Annotated in this window: 22 protein-coding genes; 19 read left to right on the top strand and 3 right to left on the bottom strand. The window is 53.9% G+C overall.

Annotation, left to right across the window (positions count from 1 at the left end; all coding sequences use genetic code 11):
• The first annotated feature begins 5 nt into the window (after window positions 1-5).
• The 8 genes from NXT01_RS03115 to NXT01_RS03080 all read left to right on the top strand — a co-directional run bounded on the left by NXT01_RS03115 (window position 6) and on the right by NXT01_RS03080 (window position 5,166).
• Window positions 6-293 (top strand): WXG100 family type VII secretion target, encoded by a 288-nt coding sequence (locus NXT01_RS03115; RefSeq protein WP_259077291.1) that lies wholly within the window; start codon window positions 6-8, stop codon window positions 291-293.
• Between the two features lie 43 nt (window positions 294-336).
• The gene (locus NXT01_RS03110; RefSeq protein WP_259077289.1) at window positions 337-474 is read left to right on the top strand and encodes a hypothetical protein; all 138 of its coding nucleotides are present in this window, start codon (window positions 337-339) and stop codon (window positions 472-474) included.
• 331 nt (window positions 475-805) lie between these two features.
• Window positions 806-1,249, top strand: a complete 444-nt coding sequence (rplM, locus tag NXT01_RS03105; protein WP_259077288.1) for a 50S ribosomal protein L13 — start codon at window positions 806-808, stop codon at window positions 1,247-1,249.
• The gene (rpsI, locus tag NXT01_RS03100; protein ID WP_259077286.1) at window positions 1,246-1,770 is read left to right on the top strand and encodes a 30S ribosomal protein S9; all 525 of its coding nucleotides are present in this window, start codon (window positions 1,246-1,248) and stop codon (window positions 1,768-1,770) included. The genes rplM and rpsI overlap by 4 nt, the downstream gene beginning before the upstream one ends.
• A 217-nt stretch (window positions 1,771-1,987) precedes the next feature.
• A complete protein-coding gene (glmM, locus tag NXT01_RS03095) occupies window positions 1,988-3,334 on the top strand; it encodes a phosphoglucosamine mutase (protein WP_259077284.1) in 1,347 nt (448 codons plus the stop codon).
• Between the two features lie 224 nt (window positions 3,335-3,558).
• Entirely contained in the window at window positions 3,559-3,864 is a 306-nt protein-coding gene (locus tag NXT01_RS03090; protein ID WP_259077282.1) for a hypothetical protein, read from the top strand.
• Window positions 3,854-4,945, top strand: coding sequence for a hypothetical protein (locus tag NXT01_RS03085; RefSeq protein ID WP_259077281.1), 1,092 nt, complete (start codon window positions 3,854-3,856; stop codon window positions 4,943-4,945). Before NXT01_RS03090 ends, NXT01_RS03085 begins: the two co-directional genes overlap by 11 nt.
• Before the next feature lie 56 nt (window positions 4,946-5,001).
• Window positions 5,002-5,166: a hypothetical protein gene (locus NXT01_RS03080; protein WP_259077280.1), complete on the top strand. Its 165-nt coding sequence runs from the start codon at window positions 5,002-5,004 to the stop codon at window positions 5,164-5,166.
• On the opposite strand, the gene NXT01_RS03075 is transcribed toward NXT01_RS03080, so the two are convergent.
• Window positions 5,163-6,011, bottom strand: coding sequence for a dienelactone hydrolase family protein (locus NXT01_RS03075; protein ID WP_259077279.1), 849 nt, complete (start codon window positions 6,009-6,011; stop codon window positions 5,163-5,165). The two genes, NXT01_RS03080 and NXT01_RS03075, sit on opposite strands and share 4 nt — an antisense overlap.
• A gap of 189 nt (window positions 6,012-6,200) precedes the next feature.
• Here NXT01_RS03075 and alr point away from each other — a divergent pair, with 189 nt between their 5' ends.
• The 8 genes from alr to groL all read left to right on the top strand — a co-directional run bounded on the left by alr (window position 6,201) and on the right by groL (window position 13,027).
• Window positions 6,201-7,319, top strand: a complete 1,119-nt coding sequence (gene alr / locus NXT01_RS03070) for an alanine racemase (RefSeq protein WP_259077278.1) — start codon at window positions 6,201-6,203, stop codon at window positions 7,317-7,319.
• A 42-nt stretch (window positions 7,320-7,361) separates the two neighbouring features.
• Window positions 7,362-7,853 (top strand): tRNA (adenosine(37)-N6)-threonylcarbamoyltransferase complex ATPase subunit type 1 TsaE, encoded by a 492-nt coding sequence (tsaE, locus tag NXT01_RS03065; RefSeq protein ID WP_259077276.1) that lies wholly within the window; start codon window positions 7,362-7,364, stop codon window positions 7,851-7,853.
• A 166-nt stretch (window positions 7,854-8,019) separates the two neighbouring features.
• Window positions 8,020-8,496, top strand: coding sequence for a hypothetical protein (locus NXT01_RS03060; protein WP_259077271.1), 477 nt, complete (start codon window positions 8,020-8,022; stop codon window positions 8,494-8,496).
• Between the two features lie 119 nt (window positions 8,497-8,615).
• Window positions 8,616-9,371 (top strand): tRNA (adenosine(37)-N6)-threonylcarbamoyltransferase complex dimerization subunit type 1 TsaB, encoded by a 756-nt coding sequence (gene tsaB, locus NXT01_RS03055; RefSeq protein WP_259077270.1) that lies wholly within the window; start codon window positions 8,616-8,618, stop codon window positions 9,369-9,371.
• Window positions 9,372-9,412: 41 nt separating this feature from the next.
• The gene (rimI, locus tag NXT01_RS03050) at window positions 9,413-9,889 is read left to right on the top strand and encodes a ribosomal protein S18-alanine N-acetyltransferase (protein ID WP_259077269.1); all 477 of its coding nucleotides are present in this window, start codon (window positions 9,413-9,415) and stop codon (window positions 9,887-9,889) included.
• The gene (gene tsaD, locus NXT01_RS03045; RefSeq protein WP_259077266.1) at window positions 9,886-10,935 is read left to right on the top strand and encodes a tRNA (adenosine(37)-N6)-threonylcarbamoyltransferase complex transferase subunit TsaD; all 1,050 of its coding nucleotides are present in this window, start codon (window positions 9,886-9,888) and stop codon (window positions 10,933-10,935) included. Before rimI ends, tsaD begins: the two co-directional genes overlap by 4 nt.
• A 157-nt stretch (window positions 10,936-11,092) precedes the next feature.
• Complete coding sequence (gene groES / locus NXT01_RS03040) at window positions 11,093-11,386, top strand: co-chaperone GroES (protein ID WP_259077265.1); 294 nt, start codon at window positions 11,093-11,095, stop codon at window positions 11,384-11,386.
• Window positions 11,387-11,419: 33 nt separating this feature from the next.
• Window positions 11,420-13,027 carry a chaperonin GroEL gene (gene groL / locus NXT01_RS03035; protein ID WP_259077262.1) on the top strand — a complete coding sequence of 536 codons (1,608 nt, stop codon included), beginning with the start codon at window positions 11,420-11,422 and terminating at the stop codon, window positions 13,025-13,027.
• A 43-nt stretch (window positions 13,028-13,070) separates the two neighbouring features.
• Here groL and NXT01_RS03030 read toward each other — a convergent pair whose 3' ends face one another.
• Window positions 13,071-13,391, bottom strand: a complete 321-nt coding sequence (locus NXT01_RS03030; RefSeq protein ID WP_259077261.1) for a WhiB family transcriptional regulator — start codon at window positions 13,389-13,391, stop codon at window positions 13,071-13,073.
• 223 nt (window positions 13,392-13,614) lie between these two features.
• On the opposite strand from NXT01_RS03030, the gene NXT01_RS03025 reads away from it, so the two are divergent.
• Together NXT01_RS03025 and NXT01_RS03020 are read left to right on the top strand one after the other, a co-directional pair.
• On the top strand, window positions 13,615-14,178 hold the full coding sequence (locus tag NXT01_RS03025; protein ID WP_259077260.1) for a sigma-70 family RNA polymerase sigma factor: 564 nt from the start codon (window positions 13,615-13,617) through the stop codon (window positions 14,176-14,178).
• On the top strand, window positions 14,179-15,072 hold the full coding sequence (locus NXT01_RS03020; RefSeq protein ID WP_259077259.1) for a hypothetical protein: 894 nt from the start codon (window positions 14,179-14,181) through the stop codon (window positions 15,070-15,072).
• Between the two features lie 114 nt (window positions 15,073-15,186).
• On the opposite strand, the gene NXT01_RS03015 is transcribed toward NXT01_RS03020, so the two are convergent.
• Window positions 15,187-15,552 (bottom strand): DUF5319 domain-containing protein, encoded by a 366-nt coding sequence (locus NXT01_RS03015; protein ID WP_396124723.1) that lies wholly within the window; start codon window positions 15,550-15,552, stop codon window positions 15,187-15,189.
• A gap of 322 nt (window positions 15,553-15,874) precedes the next feature.
• Here NXT01_RS03015 and guaB point away from each other — a divergent pair, with 322 nt between their 5' ends.
• Entirely contained in the window at window positions 15,875-17,392 is a 1,518-nt protein-coding gene (gene guaB / locus NXT01_RS03010; protein ID WP_259077257.1) for an IMP dehydrogenase, read from the top strand.
• The last annotated feature ends 15 nt before the right edge of the window (window positions 17,393-17,407 follow it).

Genomic DNA, 17,407 nt, shown 5'->3' with positions numbered 1-17,407 from the left:
AAATAATGGATATGATTAAATACGGCTTCGGCGAAATCGAGGCGGCCTCAGGCGATATTCAGGCCACCTCAGCTCGCATCAATGCTTTACTCGATGCCTTGAAATCTCAGATACAGCCCATGGTTGCTAGCTGGGAAGGCGATTCGGCCGCGGCCTACCAGCACGCTCAGCTGCAATGGGACAAAGCTGCTGCCGAACTCAATACCGTGCTTGCTACCATCGCCCAAACCGTACGTTCCGGTAATGATCGTATGGGTGAAGTTAATAAGCAAGCCGCAAGCTCCTGGTCCTAAAACCGCGATGTGTCAGTTACAGGGTAGAGGCCCTTAAAAAGTAATGCCAACGAAGATCTCTCCCGACAAACCCCTGATGATTGAGAGTGATCCTCTTAATAAGCGCGCGGAACCGATGACGATAGCTGTGGTAGGCCCAATCGAGGAGAATTCCGCCCAAGGGTCGAGCGTGAAGCTCTGAACCTGTTGCTGACCATCTCAATCCTGCACCAAAGCACAGGGCTCTATGGCCTTATGTATCGGTGCAGGATTTTGGCCAGGTGTGGAACGTCCGCTAGAATTGGTCCTCTGTGTGTCTTCTCGCCACTAAGACAAACGCCACGTAGCGCCAAATCTTGGAGCGGAAGAAAAAGCTTATATCACTGGGTCTCCACCGGCCGCCAGTGATGAGGGCTGGAATGAGGGTTGAAACTTCTACAGACTTAATGCGGTAGAAGGTGTCCGTTTTCCAGCTCTGGAGTTGCACATATTTTTGGCTGGCAGTTCTAGACAGACTTTAAAGGAGTCAATAAGTGTCTACTTATCACCCAAAGGGCGGTGACATTACCCGCAAGTGGTATGTTATCGACGCCACTGACGTGGTTCTGGGTCGCTTGGCTGTTACCGCAGCCGACCTACTCCGCGGCAAAGGCAAGCCTCAGTTCGCACCCAACGTTGACTGTGGTGACCATGTGATCATCATCAACGCTGACAAGGTACATATTTCTTCTAATAAGCGTGACCGCGAGTTCCGTTATCGCCACTCCGGTTACCCAGGTGGTCTGAAGACCATGACCCTGGGTCGCTCGTTGGAATTGCACCCGGAGCGCGTAGTCGAGGAATCCATTCAGGGCATGATGCCACATAACCGTCTTTCCCGCGCTTCCGTAAAGAAGCTTCACGTCTTCGCTGGCCCTGAGCACACGTACGCTGCTCAGAAGCCAGAGACCTTCGAGATTAAGCAGGTGGCACAGTGACCGATCAGAATCTAAACGACACCACAGCAGCCGACCTCGCCGCAGCTCAAGCAGCGACTGAGGAATTCACCACCACCATCGGAGAAGCCGTTGCTCCCGAAGCTGAGGCTGAAGTTGCTGCTCCCGTCTTGCACGAAGGCCCTATTCAGACCGTTGGTCGCCGTAAGCGCGCCATCGTCCGGGTTCGTATGCAAGTGGGATCCGGCCAGTTCATCTGCAACGGACGCACCCTGGAGGAGTATTTCCCCAATAAGCTGCACCAGCAGCTGATCAAGGCTCCACTGGCCTTGCTCGATCGCGATGGCCAGTTTGATATTCACGCCAACCTTGTTGGCGGTGGCCCCACCGGTCAGGCAGGCGCATTCCGCCTCGCCATCGCCCGTGCGCTCAATATCTACAACCCTGAGGATCGTGCAGCCCTGAAGAAGGCTGGCTTCCTCACCCGTGACGCTCGTGCTGTTGAGCGCAAGAAGGCTGGTCTGCACAAGGCCCGTCGTGCCCCTCAGTACTCCAAGCGTTAATATCTGCTCGATTTCAGTACAGATATACACAAGCCGCTCTTCTTTGGTCTCCAAAGAAGAGCGGCTTGTGCTCTATCGGAAACTTCGCCAACGTGGCCATATTTTTTGGGTTTAGAGACTAAAGAATCGAATCATCGCGGTTTTTAACTACGAACTTTCTATATTCACGACTATCCTGAGAGGGATTGCACAAACCTGGAAAGGGGTTATTTCACCTATGACTCGACTCTTCGGCACGGACGGTGTCCGCGGGCTCGCCAACGAATCACTGACCGCCCAGATGGCCTTGCGTTTAGGCCAAGCAGCAGCAGAAGTACTTACGTTTGAGCACCGCACCTCAAAACGTCGTCCCACCGCGGTGATCGGGCGCGACCCCCGGGTTTCGGGCGAGATGTTGGCTGCTGCTCTTGCTGCCGGCATGTCTAGCCGAGGAGTAGACGTTCTCCGGGTCGGTGTCTTACCAACACCTGCGGTGGCGTACCTCACCGGATTCTATGGAGCTGATATGGGTGTGATGATTTCGGCGTCCCATAACCCTATGCCGGATAATGGCATTAAATTCTTCTCCAAAGGAGGGCATAAACTCCCCGACGAGGTCGAAGATCTTATCGAGCGCACTATGGAGTCCCTGCCAGAATCTGGCCCGACTGGTCATGGTATTGGACGCGTGATCGAAGAAGCTGTCGATGCAAAAGAGCACTATTTAGCGCATCTAGCTGAAGCTATGCCACGGCGCCTCGATGGTCTCAAGGTGGTCGTCGACTGCGCCAATGGAGCCGCCTCAACGGTCACCCCGCACGCCTACCAGGCTGCCGGAGCCGAGGTCATCGCCATCTATGACCAGCCGAATTCCTATAATATTAACGATAATTGCGGCTCAACCCATATCGACAAAGTACAGGCTGCAGTGCTCGAACACGGTGCCGATTTAGGCCTAGCCCACGACGGCGACGCCGATCGATGCCTTGCCGTCGATGCCACGGGCGCCCTGGTGGACGGGGATAAGATCATGGCTATCCTAGCGCTGGCTATGAAAGAAGACGGCGAACTACGGAAATCTACTCTCGTAGCAACAGTCATGAGTAACCTCGGATTGAAGATAGCCATGGAGGATGCTGGTATCACCGTACGTACCACCCAAGTAGGCGATCGTTATGTTCTCGAAGATCTCAATGAGGGTAATTTTTCTCTCGGTGGCGAACAATCCGGCCATATTGTCATGCCCGATTACGGCACAACGGGGGATGGCACACTAACCGGTTTGGCTTTGATGAGCCGCATGGCGGAGCAATCGAAAAGCCTCGCTGAGCTCGCCCAAGTTATGACAACCCTGCCACAAGTCCTCATCAATGTGCCCGTGGCTAATAAGGCTGTCATCGCCGACCATCCCAAGGTCATTGCGGCTATCGCTGAAGCGGAAGCCGAGCTCGGGCGCACTGGTCGAGTTCTCCTCCGAGCCTCCGGTACGGAGGAGCTTTTCCGGGTGATGGTCGAAGCTGCCACGAAGGAAAGCGCCGGACGCATAGCCGGCCAACTTGCGACAGTGGTCGCCCAGGTCTCCTAAAACCGCTCGGATATGATAAAGCCGCATACGAAACTCGGGCTCGCGTGCACTTGGATGGACGCGTGGGGAAGCGAATAAAAAAATCTCTCACACAGGGAACCGCTCGTATATGAGAACAGTCTGATCTTCCAGCCAACAAATATTTCTTTTCGGCTGGGCGCTCAGTATATTCATCAGCGTATACGCGAGCCCAGCTCCTCTAAGGAAAGCGGGATAGTGAGTATATGCCTAGGGATCTACAACTCAGCATCGAGCTCAGAGACCTCATTCACCAGCGCGCGACCTCGGCTCACTCTGCTCTTGACTTACTGCCGGAAGCCCCCGTCGACGATGTGCTTCCGCACGCCCTGGGCGAGTACTTTATCCCCGAAATAGAAAAGCTTCGATCTCACTACCAAGAAGTCTGGCGGCGTCGGATAGCGGCACGTCGCACGGTTGCCGAGCAATTAGACGCCCTTTATGATCACACTTGTACCATCGTTGATGTTGATGAGACCATAGCCCGAGAACTGCGAGCTCATGATGAGTAGCTTTTATGTGCGCTTTATGGTCTCAGTCCACCAATTGATTGCGGCAAGCGATGGCAAAATCAATATTGCTCCCAATGTGCAGTCGCGTCTAGGTCTCAGCCTCGATTCGGCGGAGAGTTGGCAACCCGCAAGCGTTGTAGCTGCGGCAATACGCATCGCCCAACCTCTCAATTCTGGGATAGACCAGATAGATCATCACCTCAACACCGAACTGTGCGCGAGTGGCTTGACTACACACGCCCATCAACTCACAGCAGCTTATCGAGGCATATCCGCAGCAGACACCGCCGCGCAGCACATCAACGAGCACTCTCTGGCGGCTTTGCGTGCAGCAGATATCATCCACCAGCATGCAATCAACGGGATCGCCAGTGTGGTGGAGGATTTTGAAACTTTCAGCAGTTCCCTAGCAGATACCCTCAGTCGAACTGATCTAGCTCGCGAAGCGATCGACTACGCAAGCCTAGTCACTCAAGGCCGCGAAGCTATTGAGGCTAGTGCGCACGCGATTATTCGCATCTGCACTCTGCATGATAAAAAAGTGGGAGAAATCCTAGGCCACCTCTTAGAGAGTGTGGATACGGCTATGCACCCCGGAGGTGATGTGCCAGGCGCCATGGAAATATCTTCTTCCCAGCCCGACCCTCCGGTGGTCACCGATTCCAGCGGGGGACTTTTACTCTCAGCAGCAAATCTGGACTCACCGGTGGTGTCCCTCATGAATACAATCGGTGCCAATCTCCACCGCTCTATGGTGGCGGCTCAAGCCTTCTGCCAAGCGAGCCACACTATTATTGAGGTATTGGCAGATATGATAGAGCACTCGCTGCCAACTACAGACCAGGTAGTAGCAGCCACTCCAGTGGCTGCTAGTCCTTTAGAAGAAACGCTGGAGCTTAGTTCGCAGCACCAGACCCCACCAATGGCTGAACCGAGTTCACCTATCGAGGCCTCACCTCGAGCTACAGTCGACCCGGAGACCCCAATTACTATTCAGCCCGGCAACGCAGAGACGGTTTTTCAACCAGACAGCGAAGTCTCGGGGCTAGGCCGTGGGCTCCATAGCTCTGGATCTTGGTAGCTCGTATGGGTTATGACCGTTTTATTGCAGAATTCCAAGAAGAGAACTCTCGAGCAATGAGCGAATTTGAAAAACGTATGGTTCAAGCTGCAGCAGAGGTCGCCCGAATTCGGGCGCAGCACCAGCAAGAATTACCAGCGCACACCGAGCATGAAACAAAAAGCGCGCCCTCCCACCAAAGGGGGAAAGCGCGCAGTATCCTCAGGCCGGTGCGATTTTAAAATGGCATCTCAAGGCCGCGAGGTTCAGTTAAATCGGCACGTTCTTTTAATTCCGCAGCATCAAAGGTTCTCATACCTGTAGCCTCGGCATCCTGCTCTGTAAAACCTGAGAGCTTACGATCCTCATTGAGGGTGGCCAACAGATAGCCCGTGATAAAACCGACGATATTCTCACGCCTCTTAGCCTCTTTCCCCAAACTAGAGAAGAGACGGAAGTGAGCATTTTCATGCAAAGTGGTGTGTGAAGCATCCTCCCACTCGCGGTAGAGACAGGAGTCCTTCCACGCTTGTGCCACAGCCGGGGCGTTTCCGTAATCCAGACCCGGGTAATCGCCACTACCGATAACCAAACCAGAGGCTGGCACATGTGGCGCCGCCAATTCAGCAGCAGGGGATACTTGAGCGGGGTACGCTGCCACCACACTCTTCAAATCCTCATGACCAGTGGCTGCTAATACCGCCGCACCGGCTCCCATGCCATGACCGAAAAGACCCAAGCGCCCAGGAGCAACGGTAATATTTCCGGCCCCGAGACGAACGCCCACTAATACCTGGAGAGCGGTTTCCAAGTCGGCCGCGAAACCTTGGTGGTCAGGATTGATACCTGTTTCAGTATCGGGCGCAACCACCACGATTCCCCAGCTAGCAAGGTGCCTGAGGGTAGCATGGTAGTGGCGAGAGTTTTTCAGCCAGTCATGGCCAAAAGCGATGCCAGGTAGAGCTTCACCCTCGGCTGGGCTATAGACCTTGCCAGGTAAACCTGCATAAGAGAGATCTCCCACGAGTACGTGGTTCGGGCCTCTGCGGGAGTATTTTTTAATCTTTTTAGTTAAATTTACGCTCACGAAGTCAAGGGTAGTCGAAAATGCTCGCTGTGTTGGCATAGCGTGGTGATATATGCCCTCGATCACGAATTAAGCAAGGGTAGAAGAGGGGAATCTTCTGGGTACCGAGGTGCTGCTGCCATTAATATTCTGGCGCCCTAGCCGTGGAGAAGGTGCTTGGGGGATAGGGAAAGTGGCACAATAAATCCCATGGATCTTAATTCGGTGGTTGTTGATCTAGCTGCTATCGCCCATAATACTCACACTCTCAAGGACCTCGTCGCTCCTGGGCAACTGATGTGCGTGGTCAAGGCCAATGGCTATAATCATGGCGGCATCGAAGTTGCTCGCACCATGAGCGCCAACGGTGCCGACCAATTCGGGGTAGCCACTATCCAAGAAGCCCTTGAGCTACGCAGAGCCGGCATCACCCAGCCCATTTTAAGTTGGATATGGTCCCCGGAGGGGCCTGTTGTCGAAGCCATTGAAAATGATATCGATCTTGCTGTCTTTTCCATCGAAACGGCCGAAGCGATCGCAGCCTTGGCTCGTCGCGGGGTAAGAAATACCCAGTCGACGGTGCGGGTAACCATAAAAGTTGATACCGGTATGCATCGTTCTGGCCTATCTATTGATCACATACCCGAGGTGGCGCGGCTATTACATCAAACCGAGGGTGTTGATGTCACTGGGATGATGAGTCACCTGGCTGCCGCCGACACCCCCGACGACCCTTTAAATGATGAGCAGGTCACAGCTTTTCGGAAAGCGATCGCGCTGGGGCGCTCTCATGGTCTCACCCTGGGCACCAACCACATCGCGAATTCTGCTGCTCTACTGAGCCGAAGCGATTGCCTTTTCGATATGGCCCGCCCAGGACTTGCACTCTACGGTGCCAAACCCTTTCCCATGCCGGAATGGCGGCTGTGCCCAGCTATGCGCTGGGAGGCCAAAGTATCCGTGGTTAAACCGGTGAGCCGTGGAGAGGGAGTGAGTTATTCCCATACGTGGCATGCCCCTGCCGATGGTTATATCGCAGTTATTCCCATTGGGTACGCTGATGGCTTGCCGCGCCGGCTACAAGGCAGCTTAGAGGTAGATATCAATGGCCGCCTTTACCCGAATATTGGACGCATTTGCATGGATCAGTTCATCATTGATCTTGGCGGTAATGAACACAGGGTAGCTGTAGGGGATACAGCAGTTTTGTTTGGTTCCGATACTCTCGATGTTGACCACGTGGCTGAGCAGTGGGGAACGATAAATTACGAAGTGATCTGCAGTCCAACGGGTCGAACGAGCCGCCTTTATCGGGAAGCGAGTTCCTAAGTAATAACCGGTTGAAGGTGACTATCGAAGGAGATTAAAAGAATGCTCAAGACTTTTCCCCAATCAGGGAATATCCGCCTGGAAACTGCAGCTGATACCCAGGAGTTCGCTGCGCAACTCGGTGCTGCGGCAGAGGCGGGCGACGTCATTATTCTCGACGGCCCATTGGGTGCCGGGAAGACGACGTTTACCCAAGGTCTTGCTCGTGGTATGCAGGTAAAGGGCCGTATTACGAGCCCCACCTTCGTCATCGCGAGAGAACATCGATCGCTAATTGGCGGGCCTACTTTGATCCACGTTGATGCTTACCGATTACTCGGTGAGGATCCTCATGCTGTGGATGCTCAAGGGGCCCTAGATTCCCTTGATCTAGATACTGAATTGGATCAGGCTGTGGTGGTGGCCGAATGGGGCGGCGGTCTTATTGAGCAATTGGCTGATAGCTATCTCTTTATTTCATTTGATCGCGAGACCGCCGTGGTAGAAGATCCCACCTCTCAAGCTCGCTATATACGGTGGCATATGGTTGGTTAGATGCAGTGCTAGCCACTGAGCCACAGCTAGCCGCAGAGCCAACGGTCGTTTTTAGGGGTGAGTTTCGTTCGCGCTATCACCGCGTAGGTAGAATACAATGAGCTGAGACCACTTCGGTGGGGCACTAACCGCATGTATACAGGAGATAATCGAGAACATTATGGAAATGACTGCAACTATCCGCAATATTATTGCTGTCGCTATTGCGATGATCGTCATTGGTTTTGCCGGCATTATTACAGCAAGCTATGTCAGCCATGCTGCAACGGAGCAAGTTGGCCCCTTGGAAAAAGCCGTCAAGACTGTGGATGCTGCAGGTCTTACCGTCACCGGCATTTCTCCTTATGATGTTTACGGTTCGGACTACCAAGTGGCAGCCATTGTATGCCCAGGGGAAAGCCGTTCCTCTGTTGCTGAAAAATTCAATGTAGACGAGTCCGAGCTCCAAGGTCTTCCGCGCCGCCCCATCAAGGAGGGCTACAACTATATGCTTGTGGGTTCTCAGCTGGGCGAGATTCGCACCGAGCGTCTTGACCGCGACCTTGTTGATCTTTGCCAAGTAGCGACCCAACCATTCCAGGCCCAAGCGATGATCCCATTAGTTAAGAGTCCTGCTGGCGCGTGGACTATCGCGGCGCAATAACCTCGGAGACTATATTATTTTAGTCCTGTGGCCCCAGCTCTGTTAGAGGAAGCTGGGGCTTTTGTCATGAAATGGGCACAGGCTCGCATCCTGCGATGGGGGTGACTACCCTTAGTCTGGTGTTAGTACTAGCAATAGATACCGCGACCGAGAACCTCGTTGTGGGAGTAGTGCGCACCGATCAATCAGGTGTGCCAAAAGCTCTGATAAGCGAACGCATTGTTGATGACGCCCGTGCCCACAATGAGATGCTGGTTCCCACTACTCTCGAGGTTTTAGATGAGGCAGACTTAAGCTTTGCTGATCTCGACGTCATTGTGACAGGAACTGGGCCGGGCCCCTTCACGGGCTTGAGGGTAGGAATGGCGACCGCCCAAGCCTACGCCGATGCCTTAGGAATTCCAGCAATTGGGGTACCCAGCCATGAGGCCCTGGCTCATCGACTGTTCTCTCAATACCCCTCTGCTGCGCGTATCGTGGTGGCCACGGACGCGCGCCGTAAAGAAATTTATTGGTCATCTTTCCGCCTCCTGGAGGGGCGTATTCAGACAGTAGCGGGCCCAGAGGTATGCCGCCCCGAGCAATTAGGGCAGCCACAGCCGGAATCTGATCTTGGTTTCACAGATATTGACCTGCTCTCAATCCCTGAGAACATTGCACCGCACTTAAACGCTGCCTATAAGGGCGTCACCCGTGTGCATCTCCATGCAGGCGCGCGTGATCTGGTGGCCCAAGCAGACCTGAGTGGATTAGAGCCATCTGGTGCTGTCAGGACAGCGCCGCTGGTCCCATTATATCTTCGGCGCCCCGACGCTAAGGAGCCTAAAAAAGTGCCGCTATCGAAAGCTCTTTCGCCACATTTTAAGCGCATATGATGGTCCATACCCAGCCAGGACACTAAGAATCGGAATAATCTGTGCAGCTTAGAGAAGTATACTCAGGTGATATTGACCGCCTCGTGGAGTTGGAAAGAGAACTGTTTCCAACAGACAGTCCGTGGACTGAAGCGGATTTTCGCGCTGAACTAGCTCAGGAGTTCACCAGCTATCTCGCCGTGGTTGATCCGCAGCGACCAGAAAAGCTTCTAGGCTACGTGGGGTTGGCCTTTCTTGGCACTCCAGGTGCCTACGAGGCTGAGATTCGCACCATCGGGGTAGATCCCCACTTTCAGCGGCGGGGCGCGGCCAGGCTTTTGATGGAGAATGTTGTCTATCTCGCCGAAACCTTAAATGCCCCCATTTTCCTCGAGGTTCGCTGTGACAATATTCCAGCCATATCGCTGTATGAAGGTTTTGGTTTTGTGAAAATTGGGGTGCGTAAAAACTACTATCAACCTTCCGGTGCGGATGCATTTACCATGGTGCGGGAGAAGAAAGAGGATGAACAATCATGATCGTTTTAGGTATTGAATCTTCCTGCGATGAAACCGGCGTGGGTATTATTGAATTGGGCGAGGATCACAGCATGACCATCTTGGCTAATGCGGTGGCGTCATCCATGCAGGAGCATGCCCGCTTCGGCGGGGTCGTGCCCGAGATTGCTTCTCGTGCGCATTTAGAAGCTATGCAACCGGTGATGCGGCAAGCTTTAGCGGAAGCTGGGATCAGCCGACCCGACGCGGTAGCCGCTACGGTGGGACCTGGACTCGCTGGCGCACTTTTGGTGGGAGCTTCTGCTGCCAAAGCCTACGCCGCTGCGTGGGGGGTGCCATTTTACGGGGTTAATCACCTAGGTGGGCACGTTGCGGTGGCCAATCTGGAAGGCGACGATTTACCGCACGCAGTAGCTCTCCTCGTGTCAGGTGGACACACCCAGCTGTTGGAAGTGGAGAAAGTGGGCAAGCCGATGCGGGAGTTGGGCAGCACTTTAGACGACGCTGCTGGAGAAGCGTATGACAAGGTCGCCCGCTTGCTCGGACTCGGCTACCCAGGAGGACCGGTCATTGACACACTAGCGCGTACCGGTAATAACACCGCTATTGCATTTCCGCGAGCTCTTAATAAGGCCTCCGATCACACCGGCCCACACCGTTTTGATTTCAGTTTTTCGGGTCTAAAAACCGCGGTGGCGCGCTATGTTGAGCAGGCCGAGCGCGAGGACCGAATGGTTAGCATTCCCGATATTTGTGCATCGTTCCAGGAAGCTGTGTGTGATGTTCTAAGCGCTAAAGCTATTCGTGCGTGCAAGGAAACTGGTGCCGAGGTACTGCTTCTTGGTGGCGGGGTTGCAGCCAACTCCAGATTGCGAGAACTGACGGCGCAGCGCTGTCAATCAGCTGGAATAACTCTCCGGGTTCCGCGCTTCGAATTGTGTACCGATAATGGATTGATGATCGCGGCTCTTGCTTGCCAGTTGATTGTAGAATCTGCTTCGCCCTCAGCGTGGACTGTAGGCACTGATACCTCCCTTGAGGTGGAGATTCCACTCCTGGCGCGGTAGCAAAGGAGAGCGCAATAAGGTGAGCGTTCGCTGTCAGCGTTCACGAGTGTGAAGAGCTTGAAGGGTTAGCACTTGGGAGGGTAGAGTGCCAAGTGGCTGCTTTTTTAAAGCACCCCAAGACACAAACAATATTGATAGTTGAACGAGGGAGATTCTCATGGCAGTGAATATTAAGCCACTGGAAGACCGTATTCTGATCCAGATCAAGGAAGCTGAAACCACTACCGCTTCGGGCTTGGTCATCCCTGATTCCGCTAAGGAGAAGCCACAAGAGGGCGTCGTTATCGCCGCTGGTCCGGGCCGCCTCGATGGCGCCGACCGCGTCCCAATGGATATCAAGGAAGGCGATACTGTTGTCTTCTCCAAGTACGGCGGAACTGAGCTGAAGTACGACGGTGTGGAATACCTCCTGCTCAACTCCCGCGACGTTCTTGCCATCATCGAGAACTAAGCATCACCTTAAAAAGACGAAGGTTAGAAACTTATGGCAAAGCTCATTGCATTCGACCAAGAGGCACGCGAGGGCCTTCTCAGAGGCGTTGACGCACTAGCAAACGCAGTGAAGGTGACGCTGGGTCCCCGCGGGCGCAATGTCGTATTAGATAAAGCCTTTGGTTCGCCAACCGTCACCAACGATGGTGTCACCATCGCACGCGACATCGACATCGCAGAACCTTTTGAGAACCTAGGTGCTCAGCTCGTTAAATCGGTTGCGGTGAAAACCAATGATATCGCTGGTGACGGCACAACTACCGCCACGCTTTTAGCTCAAGCTCTCATTACGGAGGGTTTGCGTAACGTAGCGGCTGGCGCCAACCCTATCGAGTTGAATAGGGGCATCGAGCGCGGTGCGCAGCGCGTTGTGGAGCAACTTCTTGAGCGCGCTGCCGAAGTCTCAAGCTCCAGTGATATAGCTAATGTGGCAACCGTCTCCTCTCGCGATGAAGAGGTGGGCGATATGGTCGCAGCCGCTATGGAAAAAGTGGGCAAGGATGGCGTCGTCTCGGTGGAAGAATCCCAGTCAATCGAGTCCTATCTCGACGTCACTGAGGGTGTATCTTTCGAAAAGGGCTACCTATCGCCCTATTTCATCACAGATATCGATGCCCAACAGGCGATTCTGGAGGATACCTATGTCCTTCTGGTTCGTAATAAGATCTCCTCACTACCTGATTTCTTGCCCCTGTTGGAGAAGATTGCAGAGGCTTCCCGGCCGGTGCTGATTATCGCCGAAGATGTTGAAGGTGAGGCGCTGCAAGCTTTGGTTGTGAACTCTATTCGGAAGACGCTACAAGCTGTAGCTGTAAAATCGCCGTATTTCGGAGAGCGACGCAAAGCCTTCATGGACGACCTCGCCGTCGTGACAGCCGCAACGGTCATCGATCCAGAGGTGGGTGTGACCTTAAAGGATTCTGGTCTCGACGTCTTAGGCTATGCCCGTAGGATCACGGTAACCAAGGACGAAACCATCATTGTTGATGGTAAGGGAACCAGCGAAGAACTGGAGAGTCGGCGCGAGCAGATTCGCCGCGAAATCGCCCAAACCGAATCCACCTGGGACCGTGAAAAAGCCGAGGAGCGCTTGGCAAAGCTCTCCGGTGGCGTAGCCGTGGTTCGCGTGGGTGCTGCAACCGAGACCGAAGTTTCCGAGCGTAAACTGCGCGTTGAGGACGCTATTAACGCCGCCCGCGCTGCTGTTCAAGAAGGTGTTATCGCCGGTGGCGGCTCAGTACTCGTGCAGATTGCCCAAGATCTCAAGGCCTACGCCAACGACTTTGAGGGTGATGAAAAAGTAGGTGTCATGGCTTTAGCTCATGCTCTGGTCAAGCCCGCTTTTTGGATTGCCGAGAACGCTGGCCTTGACGGTGCCGTTGTAGTCTCGCGCTCCGCTGAGATGGATAATGGCTACGGCTTCAACGCCGCGACCCTGGAGTACGGGGACCTTCTGGCACAGGGAATTATTGACCCTGTAAAGGTCACACATTCCGCAGTGGTAAATGCTACGTCCGTAGCACGAATGGTGCTCACTACTGAGGCATCTATAGTAGAAAAGCCTGCTGAGTCCACCCCTTCCGGAGGACATAGCCACTAGGAGAGTTAACATCGAGTGGAGCTAGTAATCACGAGGATCCCCCTTATGGTACTAGCTCCTCTTCTTTGTTCCTGTGACTGAGTAGATAGCGCATTCGTTCCTCCGCATTCATCCCTCCCCAAATCCCATAGGGCTCGGCTTGAGTTAAAGCGAAATCGCGGCAATGCGCAAGTACTGGGCAGTGGGCGCAGATGGCTTTAGCTCGCTGTTCCCGTTCTTTTTTAGCGACACCGCGCTCGTATTCGGGATTGAAAAAATACTTAGCAGTAAATTCGTGACAAGAGCCTAGATGCTGCCACTCCCATTCGTTAGCGATTGGTCGATGCTGAATCTTAGTCTTGGTTTCGGCTGTGAATGGATTCATAGGTTAAGCGTCTCCTTTCTATCTTATTGGAAAATTGGACTAACCTATGGCGCTTAAGGTTCCATCTGCCGAAGACCGTCGTGGTGGTGACAAGGCGAGAAGGTGGTTCGCACATTTTTCACAAACCCCAAGTAGCAATCTAGACTGGGTACCATAGGGAAGCAGATCGTCAACCATGTATTAGTTTTCTTCCTCTCTCCGACCCGAAGGCCACACAAACACTATGAGTGATACTGAAGCAGCTCTAGCGGAACTTGTTCCCCTAGCCGCCGCTGGCGATACTCGGGCCTTAGATCGCGTGCTCAAGATTGTCCACCCCCTCGTTCTGCGCTATACCCGTGCCCGCCTTACCGGGGGACGCCAACCTACTCCAGAGGATGTTTGCCAAGAGATCCTGCTGGCGGTAGTGAAATCAATGACCACCTACGTCGATCAGGGTCGTCCCTTTATGGCATTTGTCTATGGAATTGCTTCTCACAAGGTTGCCGATGCGCACCGCAGCTATTCCAGGGATCTGTCCAATCCCACAGAGCAGGTACCTGAAACGCACTGTGATACCCAAACTCCAGAGGAATATGCGCTGCTAGAGGTAGGTAGTAACAGAGTGCGGGCATTGCTCGATTTACTCAGTGAGAAGCCGCGTGAGATTCTGATTTTGAGAATTTTCGTTGGGCTATCAGCGGAGGAAACCGCTGGAATTATTGGCAGCACCCCAGGTGCAGTTCGTGTCGCGCAACACCGCGCGCTTGCGACTCTGCGTAAAGCCATTGAGCAGGAGACGATCTAAATGACATCCCGACGTCATCGCGGCGACCAATCGGGCGCAAGCGACGTGAATTTCACTGAGTTGCGCGCCACTGATGAATTCGTGGACGCGATTTCTTCAGGCGTTGATCCCTCTAATGGTACCGATGACTTGGCTGGCAACCTCCTCGCATTCCGTGAAGAGATCTACCGCGATATCCCACGAACTCCCAGCGTCCGCGAACTGGGCGTAATTCCCGCTCAGGATGATCCCACTAGCGTCTTCCCACCGATTTCGACTCATCTTTTTGCCCCTGAGGTGGATTCCGCTCTCGCAGAGGAAACTTCCGCGGAGGTCATTGATCTCGGTCATCGTCGCTACAAGTTTGGCCGTATCGCCTCCGGTTTGGTGGGAGCGGCAGCTGCAACTCTTATCATCGCCGGCGGTGGAATAACGATTCTCAATGCCGACGAGACTAGCCCGCTGTATGGCTTATACCAGCAGCTTTTCGGTACGACAGATCAAGCTGCAGTGGTCGAGCTAGCCTCCACCTTGGAAGAGGTTGATTCTCGCAATAATTTAGGTGACACCGAAGGTGCGCGGCAATTACTAGAGCAAGCCCGTTCCATTGTCGAGCGTCTAAATGATTCGAATCGCGCGCAGGCGCGTATCGATATCGAAAAGAGAACTGTTACGGTTACGGTCACCCCACCTCCAGTTACGGAGGTCACCACCACTACCGTAACTCTGACGCCGGAGCCTTCGGTCAAACCACATTCTCCCGCTACCACGGTGACTCCAAGTCCGCAGGGGAGCGCATCGCCTAGTGCAGATAATCCTGCCTCGTCTACGGTTCCACAACCCGATGCACCAGCGGAGCCTAGGCCGGCACAGCCTTTGCCGCCACTGGTCATACCGGAGAATGTGCGCCCGTAGAACCGTTTGAAGCCCGCGCTCTCAGCCCTTGTCTAGCCTCGTCTCGATGTGCGAAAAAATAGCAGGTGCTAGTGTCACGGTGCTAGCTGAACCGGATGTGAGAAATGACGGTTTTTAGGAATGACGGCCAGCTCGGTGCATCCCATCGAGGTAGCCAGTACAATATTCCCACGATACGTAGGCGTCTTGATCCGGATATAAGCAGGGTTCGTGCATGGGTGCCAGCTCGCCGGCCAGAGTGGATCGCATATTGCCCTCAACAATATCCCATGTGCAAAAATGCTCGTCGTCACAGTGATCGCAGAAAAATACTAAACCCTTGAGTCCGGTGGGCTCTAAAATAAGGCGAAATTTCTTTACCATATCGAGTTCGCGCTGCAACAGGATTCTCTCATCCTCACTCAGCTCAATAGCTTCGTCGTCTTCGGTTAGAAAGGATGCAGGGTCGAAGGGGTCGTCAGCGAATGGGTCGCGGGGCATATTCCAGTATTCACTCACTCTTTAAACCCTAGGGTGCTGCGCTACAAGGCACAAATCTTAATGGGGCTTCACCATTATCTCCTTCCAATTTCGCGGCAACGTTCCAGTAATCAGAAGAACTCGTGGAGGACAGAGAAGTTTATATAAGGCCAAGGGTTTCCTCCCTGTTTGTATAAAGCGCTACGCTAGTAGCAAGCTGATTAGTTGTGAGTGTGCGCGAGGATCATCTCGTGCAGCCGCTCAAGCTATATCTGTGCAGTGCGAACCTTCTCTATAATTTTCACGCATATTTCTTTTCACGTTCCTCAGGAGGACAATATCTATGACTCAGCGCGTATCAACCGGTGGCGATGATCCCAATAAGGTGGCTTTGGTGGGGCTTACCTTCGATGATGTTTTGCTCCTGCCGGATGCATCCGACGTAATTCCTTCGGAGGTATCCACCACGACGAGGTTGAGCCGCAATATTGAACTCAATATCCCTATTATTTCCGCCGCTATGGATACCGTCACTGAATCGCGGATGGCCATTGCCATGGCGCGTGAGGGCGGGCTGGGTATTTTGCACCGAAACCTCTCTATCGAGGATCAAGCCAGCCATGTGGAAATTGTCAAGCGCTCCGAATCGGGCATGATCACCGATCCTGTTACCTGCACGCCCGATATGACGATCGCCGAAGTAGATGCGATGTGCGCAAAATTTCGCATTTCAGGTCTCCCTGTAGTCGACGAACAAGGCATTTTGGTGGGCATTTGCACCAACCGCGATATCCGCTTCCAACGCGATTATTCCCGTAAGGTGGGCGACGTGATGACGCCTATGCCACTCTTTGTGGCACCCGAGGGGGTGAGCAAGGACGAGGCCTTGGATTTGCTGAGCAAGCACAAGGTGGAGAAACTTCCCATCGTTGATCCTGCTGGCAAGCTCACCGGACTGATTACGGTGAAAGATTTTGTAAAAACTGAGCAACACCCCAATGCTGCCAAAGACGGATCAGGGCGTTTGCTTGTCGGTGCTGGTATCGGTGTGGGCGAGGAATCCTTCGAACGTGCAGGAGCGCTTGTCGACGCCGGCGTCGATGTGCTTGTCGTTGATTCCGCCCATGCGCACTCCCGCGGCGTGCTGGAGATGGTGAGCCGAGTAAAGCAAACCTTCGGTGAAAACGTTGACGTTATTGGTGGCAACCTAGCCACCCGTCAGGCTGCGCAAGCGATGATCGATGCGGGCGCCGATGGCATCAAAGTAGGCATCGGCCCTGGCTCCATCTGTACAACGCGGGTGGTGGCTGGAGTGGGCGCCCCGCAGATTACCGCGATTATGGAGGCCTCAGTTCCAGCGCATAAAGCTGGAGTCCCTATTATCGCCGATGGCGGCATGCAGTTCTCCGGCGATATTGCTAAGGCTCTTGCAGCTGGCGCCAGCAGTGTGATGTTGGGATCGATGCTCGCAGGCACCTTGGAATCACCAGGCGATGTGGTGGTTGTAGGGGGCAAGCAATATAAGCGCTACCGTGGTATGGGCTCCATGGGGGCGATGCAGGGTCGTGGCCTCAGTGGCGAGAAGCGTTCCTTCTCCAAGGATCGTTATTTCCAAGCTGATGTTAAGAGTGAAGATAAATTGGTGCCCGAAGGCATCGAAGGTCAGGTTCCTTTCCGCGGGCCAATCGAATCGATTGCGCACCAATTAGTTGGCGGTTTGCGTGCCGCGATGGGCTATACCGGGTCGGCGTCGATTAGCGATCTGCACCGAGCTCGATTTGTTCAGATCACCTCAGCGGGGCTCAAGGAATCGCATCCTCACCATATTCAGCAAACCGTTGAGGCCCCCAACTATCACTAAACCCCTTTCAGCCCT

It is taken from the genome of Corynebacterium sp. ES2775-CONJ, from assembly GCF_024814515.1.
Taxonomy (GTDB): Bacteria; Actinomycetota; Actinomycetes; order Mycobacteriales; family Mycobacteriaceae; genus Corynebacterium.
This window is presented reverse-complemented; position numbering and strand designations above follow the sequence as displayed.

Coding starts and splice junctions, on each gene's coding strand:
- NXT01_RS03115 (WP_259077291.1), top strand. CDS start 6: ATGGATATGATTAAATACGGCTTCGGCGAAATCGAGGCGGCCTCAGGC.
- NXT01_RS03110 (WP_259077289.1), top strand. CDS start 337: ATGCCAACGAAGATCTCTCCCGACAAACCCCTGATGATTGAGAGTGAT.
- glmM (WP_259077284.1), top strand. CDS start 1,988: ATGACTCGACTCTTCGGCACGGACGGTGTCCGCGGGCTCGCCAACGAA.
- NXT01_RS03090 (WP_259077282.1), top strand. CDS start 3,559: ATGCCTAGGGATCTACAACTCAGCATCGAGCTCAGAGACCTCATTCAC.
- NXT01_RS03085 (WP_259077281.1), top strand. CDS start 3,854: ATGATGAGTAGCTTTTATGTGCGCTTTATGGTCTCAGTCCACCAATTG.
- NXT01_RS03080 (WP_259077280.1), top strand. CDS start 5,002: ATGAGCGAATTTGAAAAACGTATGGTTCAAGCTGCAGCAGAGGTCGCC.
- alr (WP_259077278.1), top strand. CDS start 6,201: ATGGATCTTAATTCGGTGGTTGTTGATCTAGCTGCTATCGCCCATAAT.
- tsaE (WP_259077276.1), top strand. CDS start 7,362: ATGCTCAAGACTTTTCCCCAATCAGGGAATATCCGCCTGGAAACTGCA.
- NXT01_RS03060 (WP_259077271.1), top strand. CDS start 8,020: ATGACTGCAACTATCCGCAATATTATTGCTGTCGCTATTGCGATGATC.
- tsaD (WP_259077266.1), top strand. CDS start 9,886: ATGATCGTTTTAGGTATTGAATCTTCCTGCGATGAAACCGGCGTGGGT.
- groES (WP_259077265.1), top strand. CDS start 11,093: ATGGCAGTGAATATTAAGCCACTGGAAGACCGTATTCTGATCCAGATC.
- groL (WP_259077262.1), top strand. CDS start 11,420: ATGGCAAAGCTCATTGCATTCGACCAAGAGGCACGCGAGGGCCTTCTC.
- NXT01_RS03030 (WP_259077261.1), bottom strand. CDS start 13,391: ATGAATCCATTCACAGCCGAAACCAAGACTAAGATTCAGCATCGACCA.
- NXT01_RS03025 (WP_259077260.1), top strand. CDS start 13,615: ATGAGTGATACTGAAGCAGCTCTAGCGGAACTTGTTCCCCTAGCCGCC.
- NXT01_RS03020 (WP_259077259.1), top strand. CDS start 14,179: ATGACATCCCGACGTCATCGCGGCGACCAATCGGGCGCAAGCGACGTG.
- NXT01_RS03015 (WP_396124723.1), bottom strand. CDS start 15,552: ATGCCCCGCGACCCATTCGCTGACGACCCCTTCGACCCTGCATCCTTT.
- guaB (WP_259077257.1), top strand. CDS start 15,875: ATGACTCAGCGCGTATCAACCGGTGGCGATGATCCCAATAAGGTGGCT.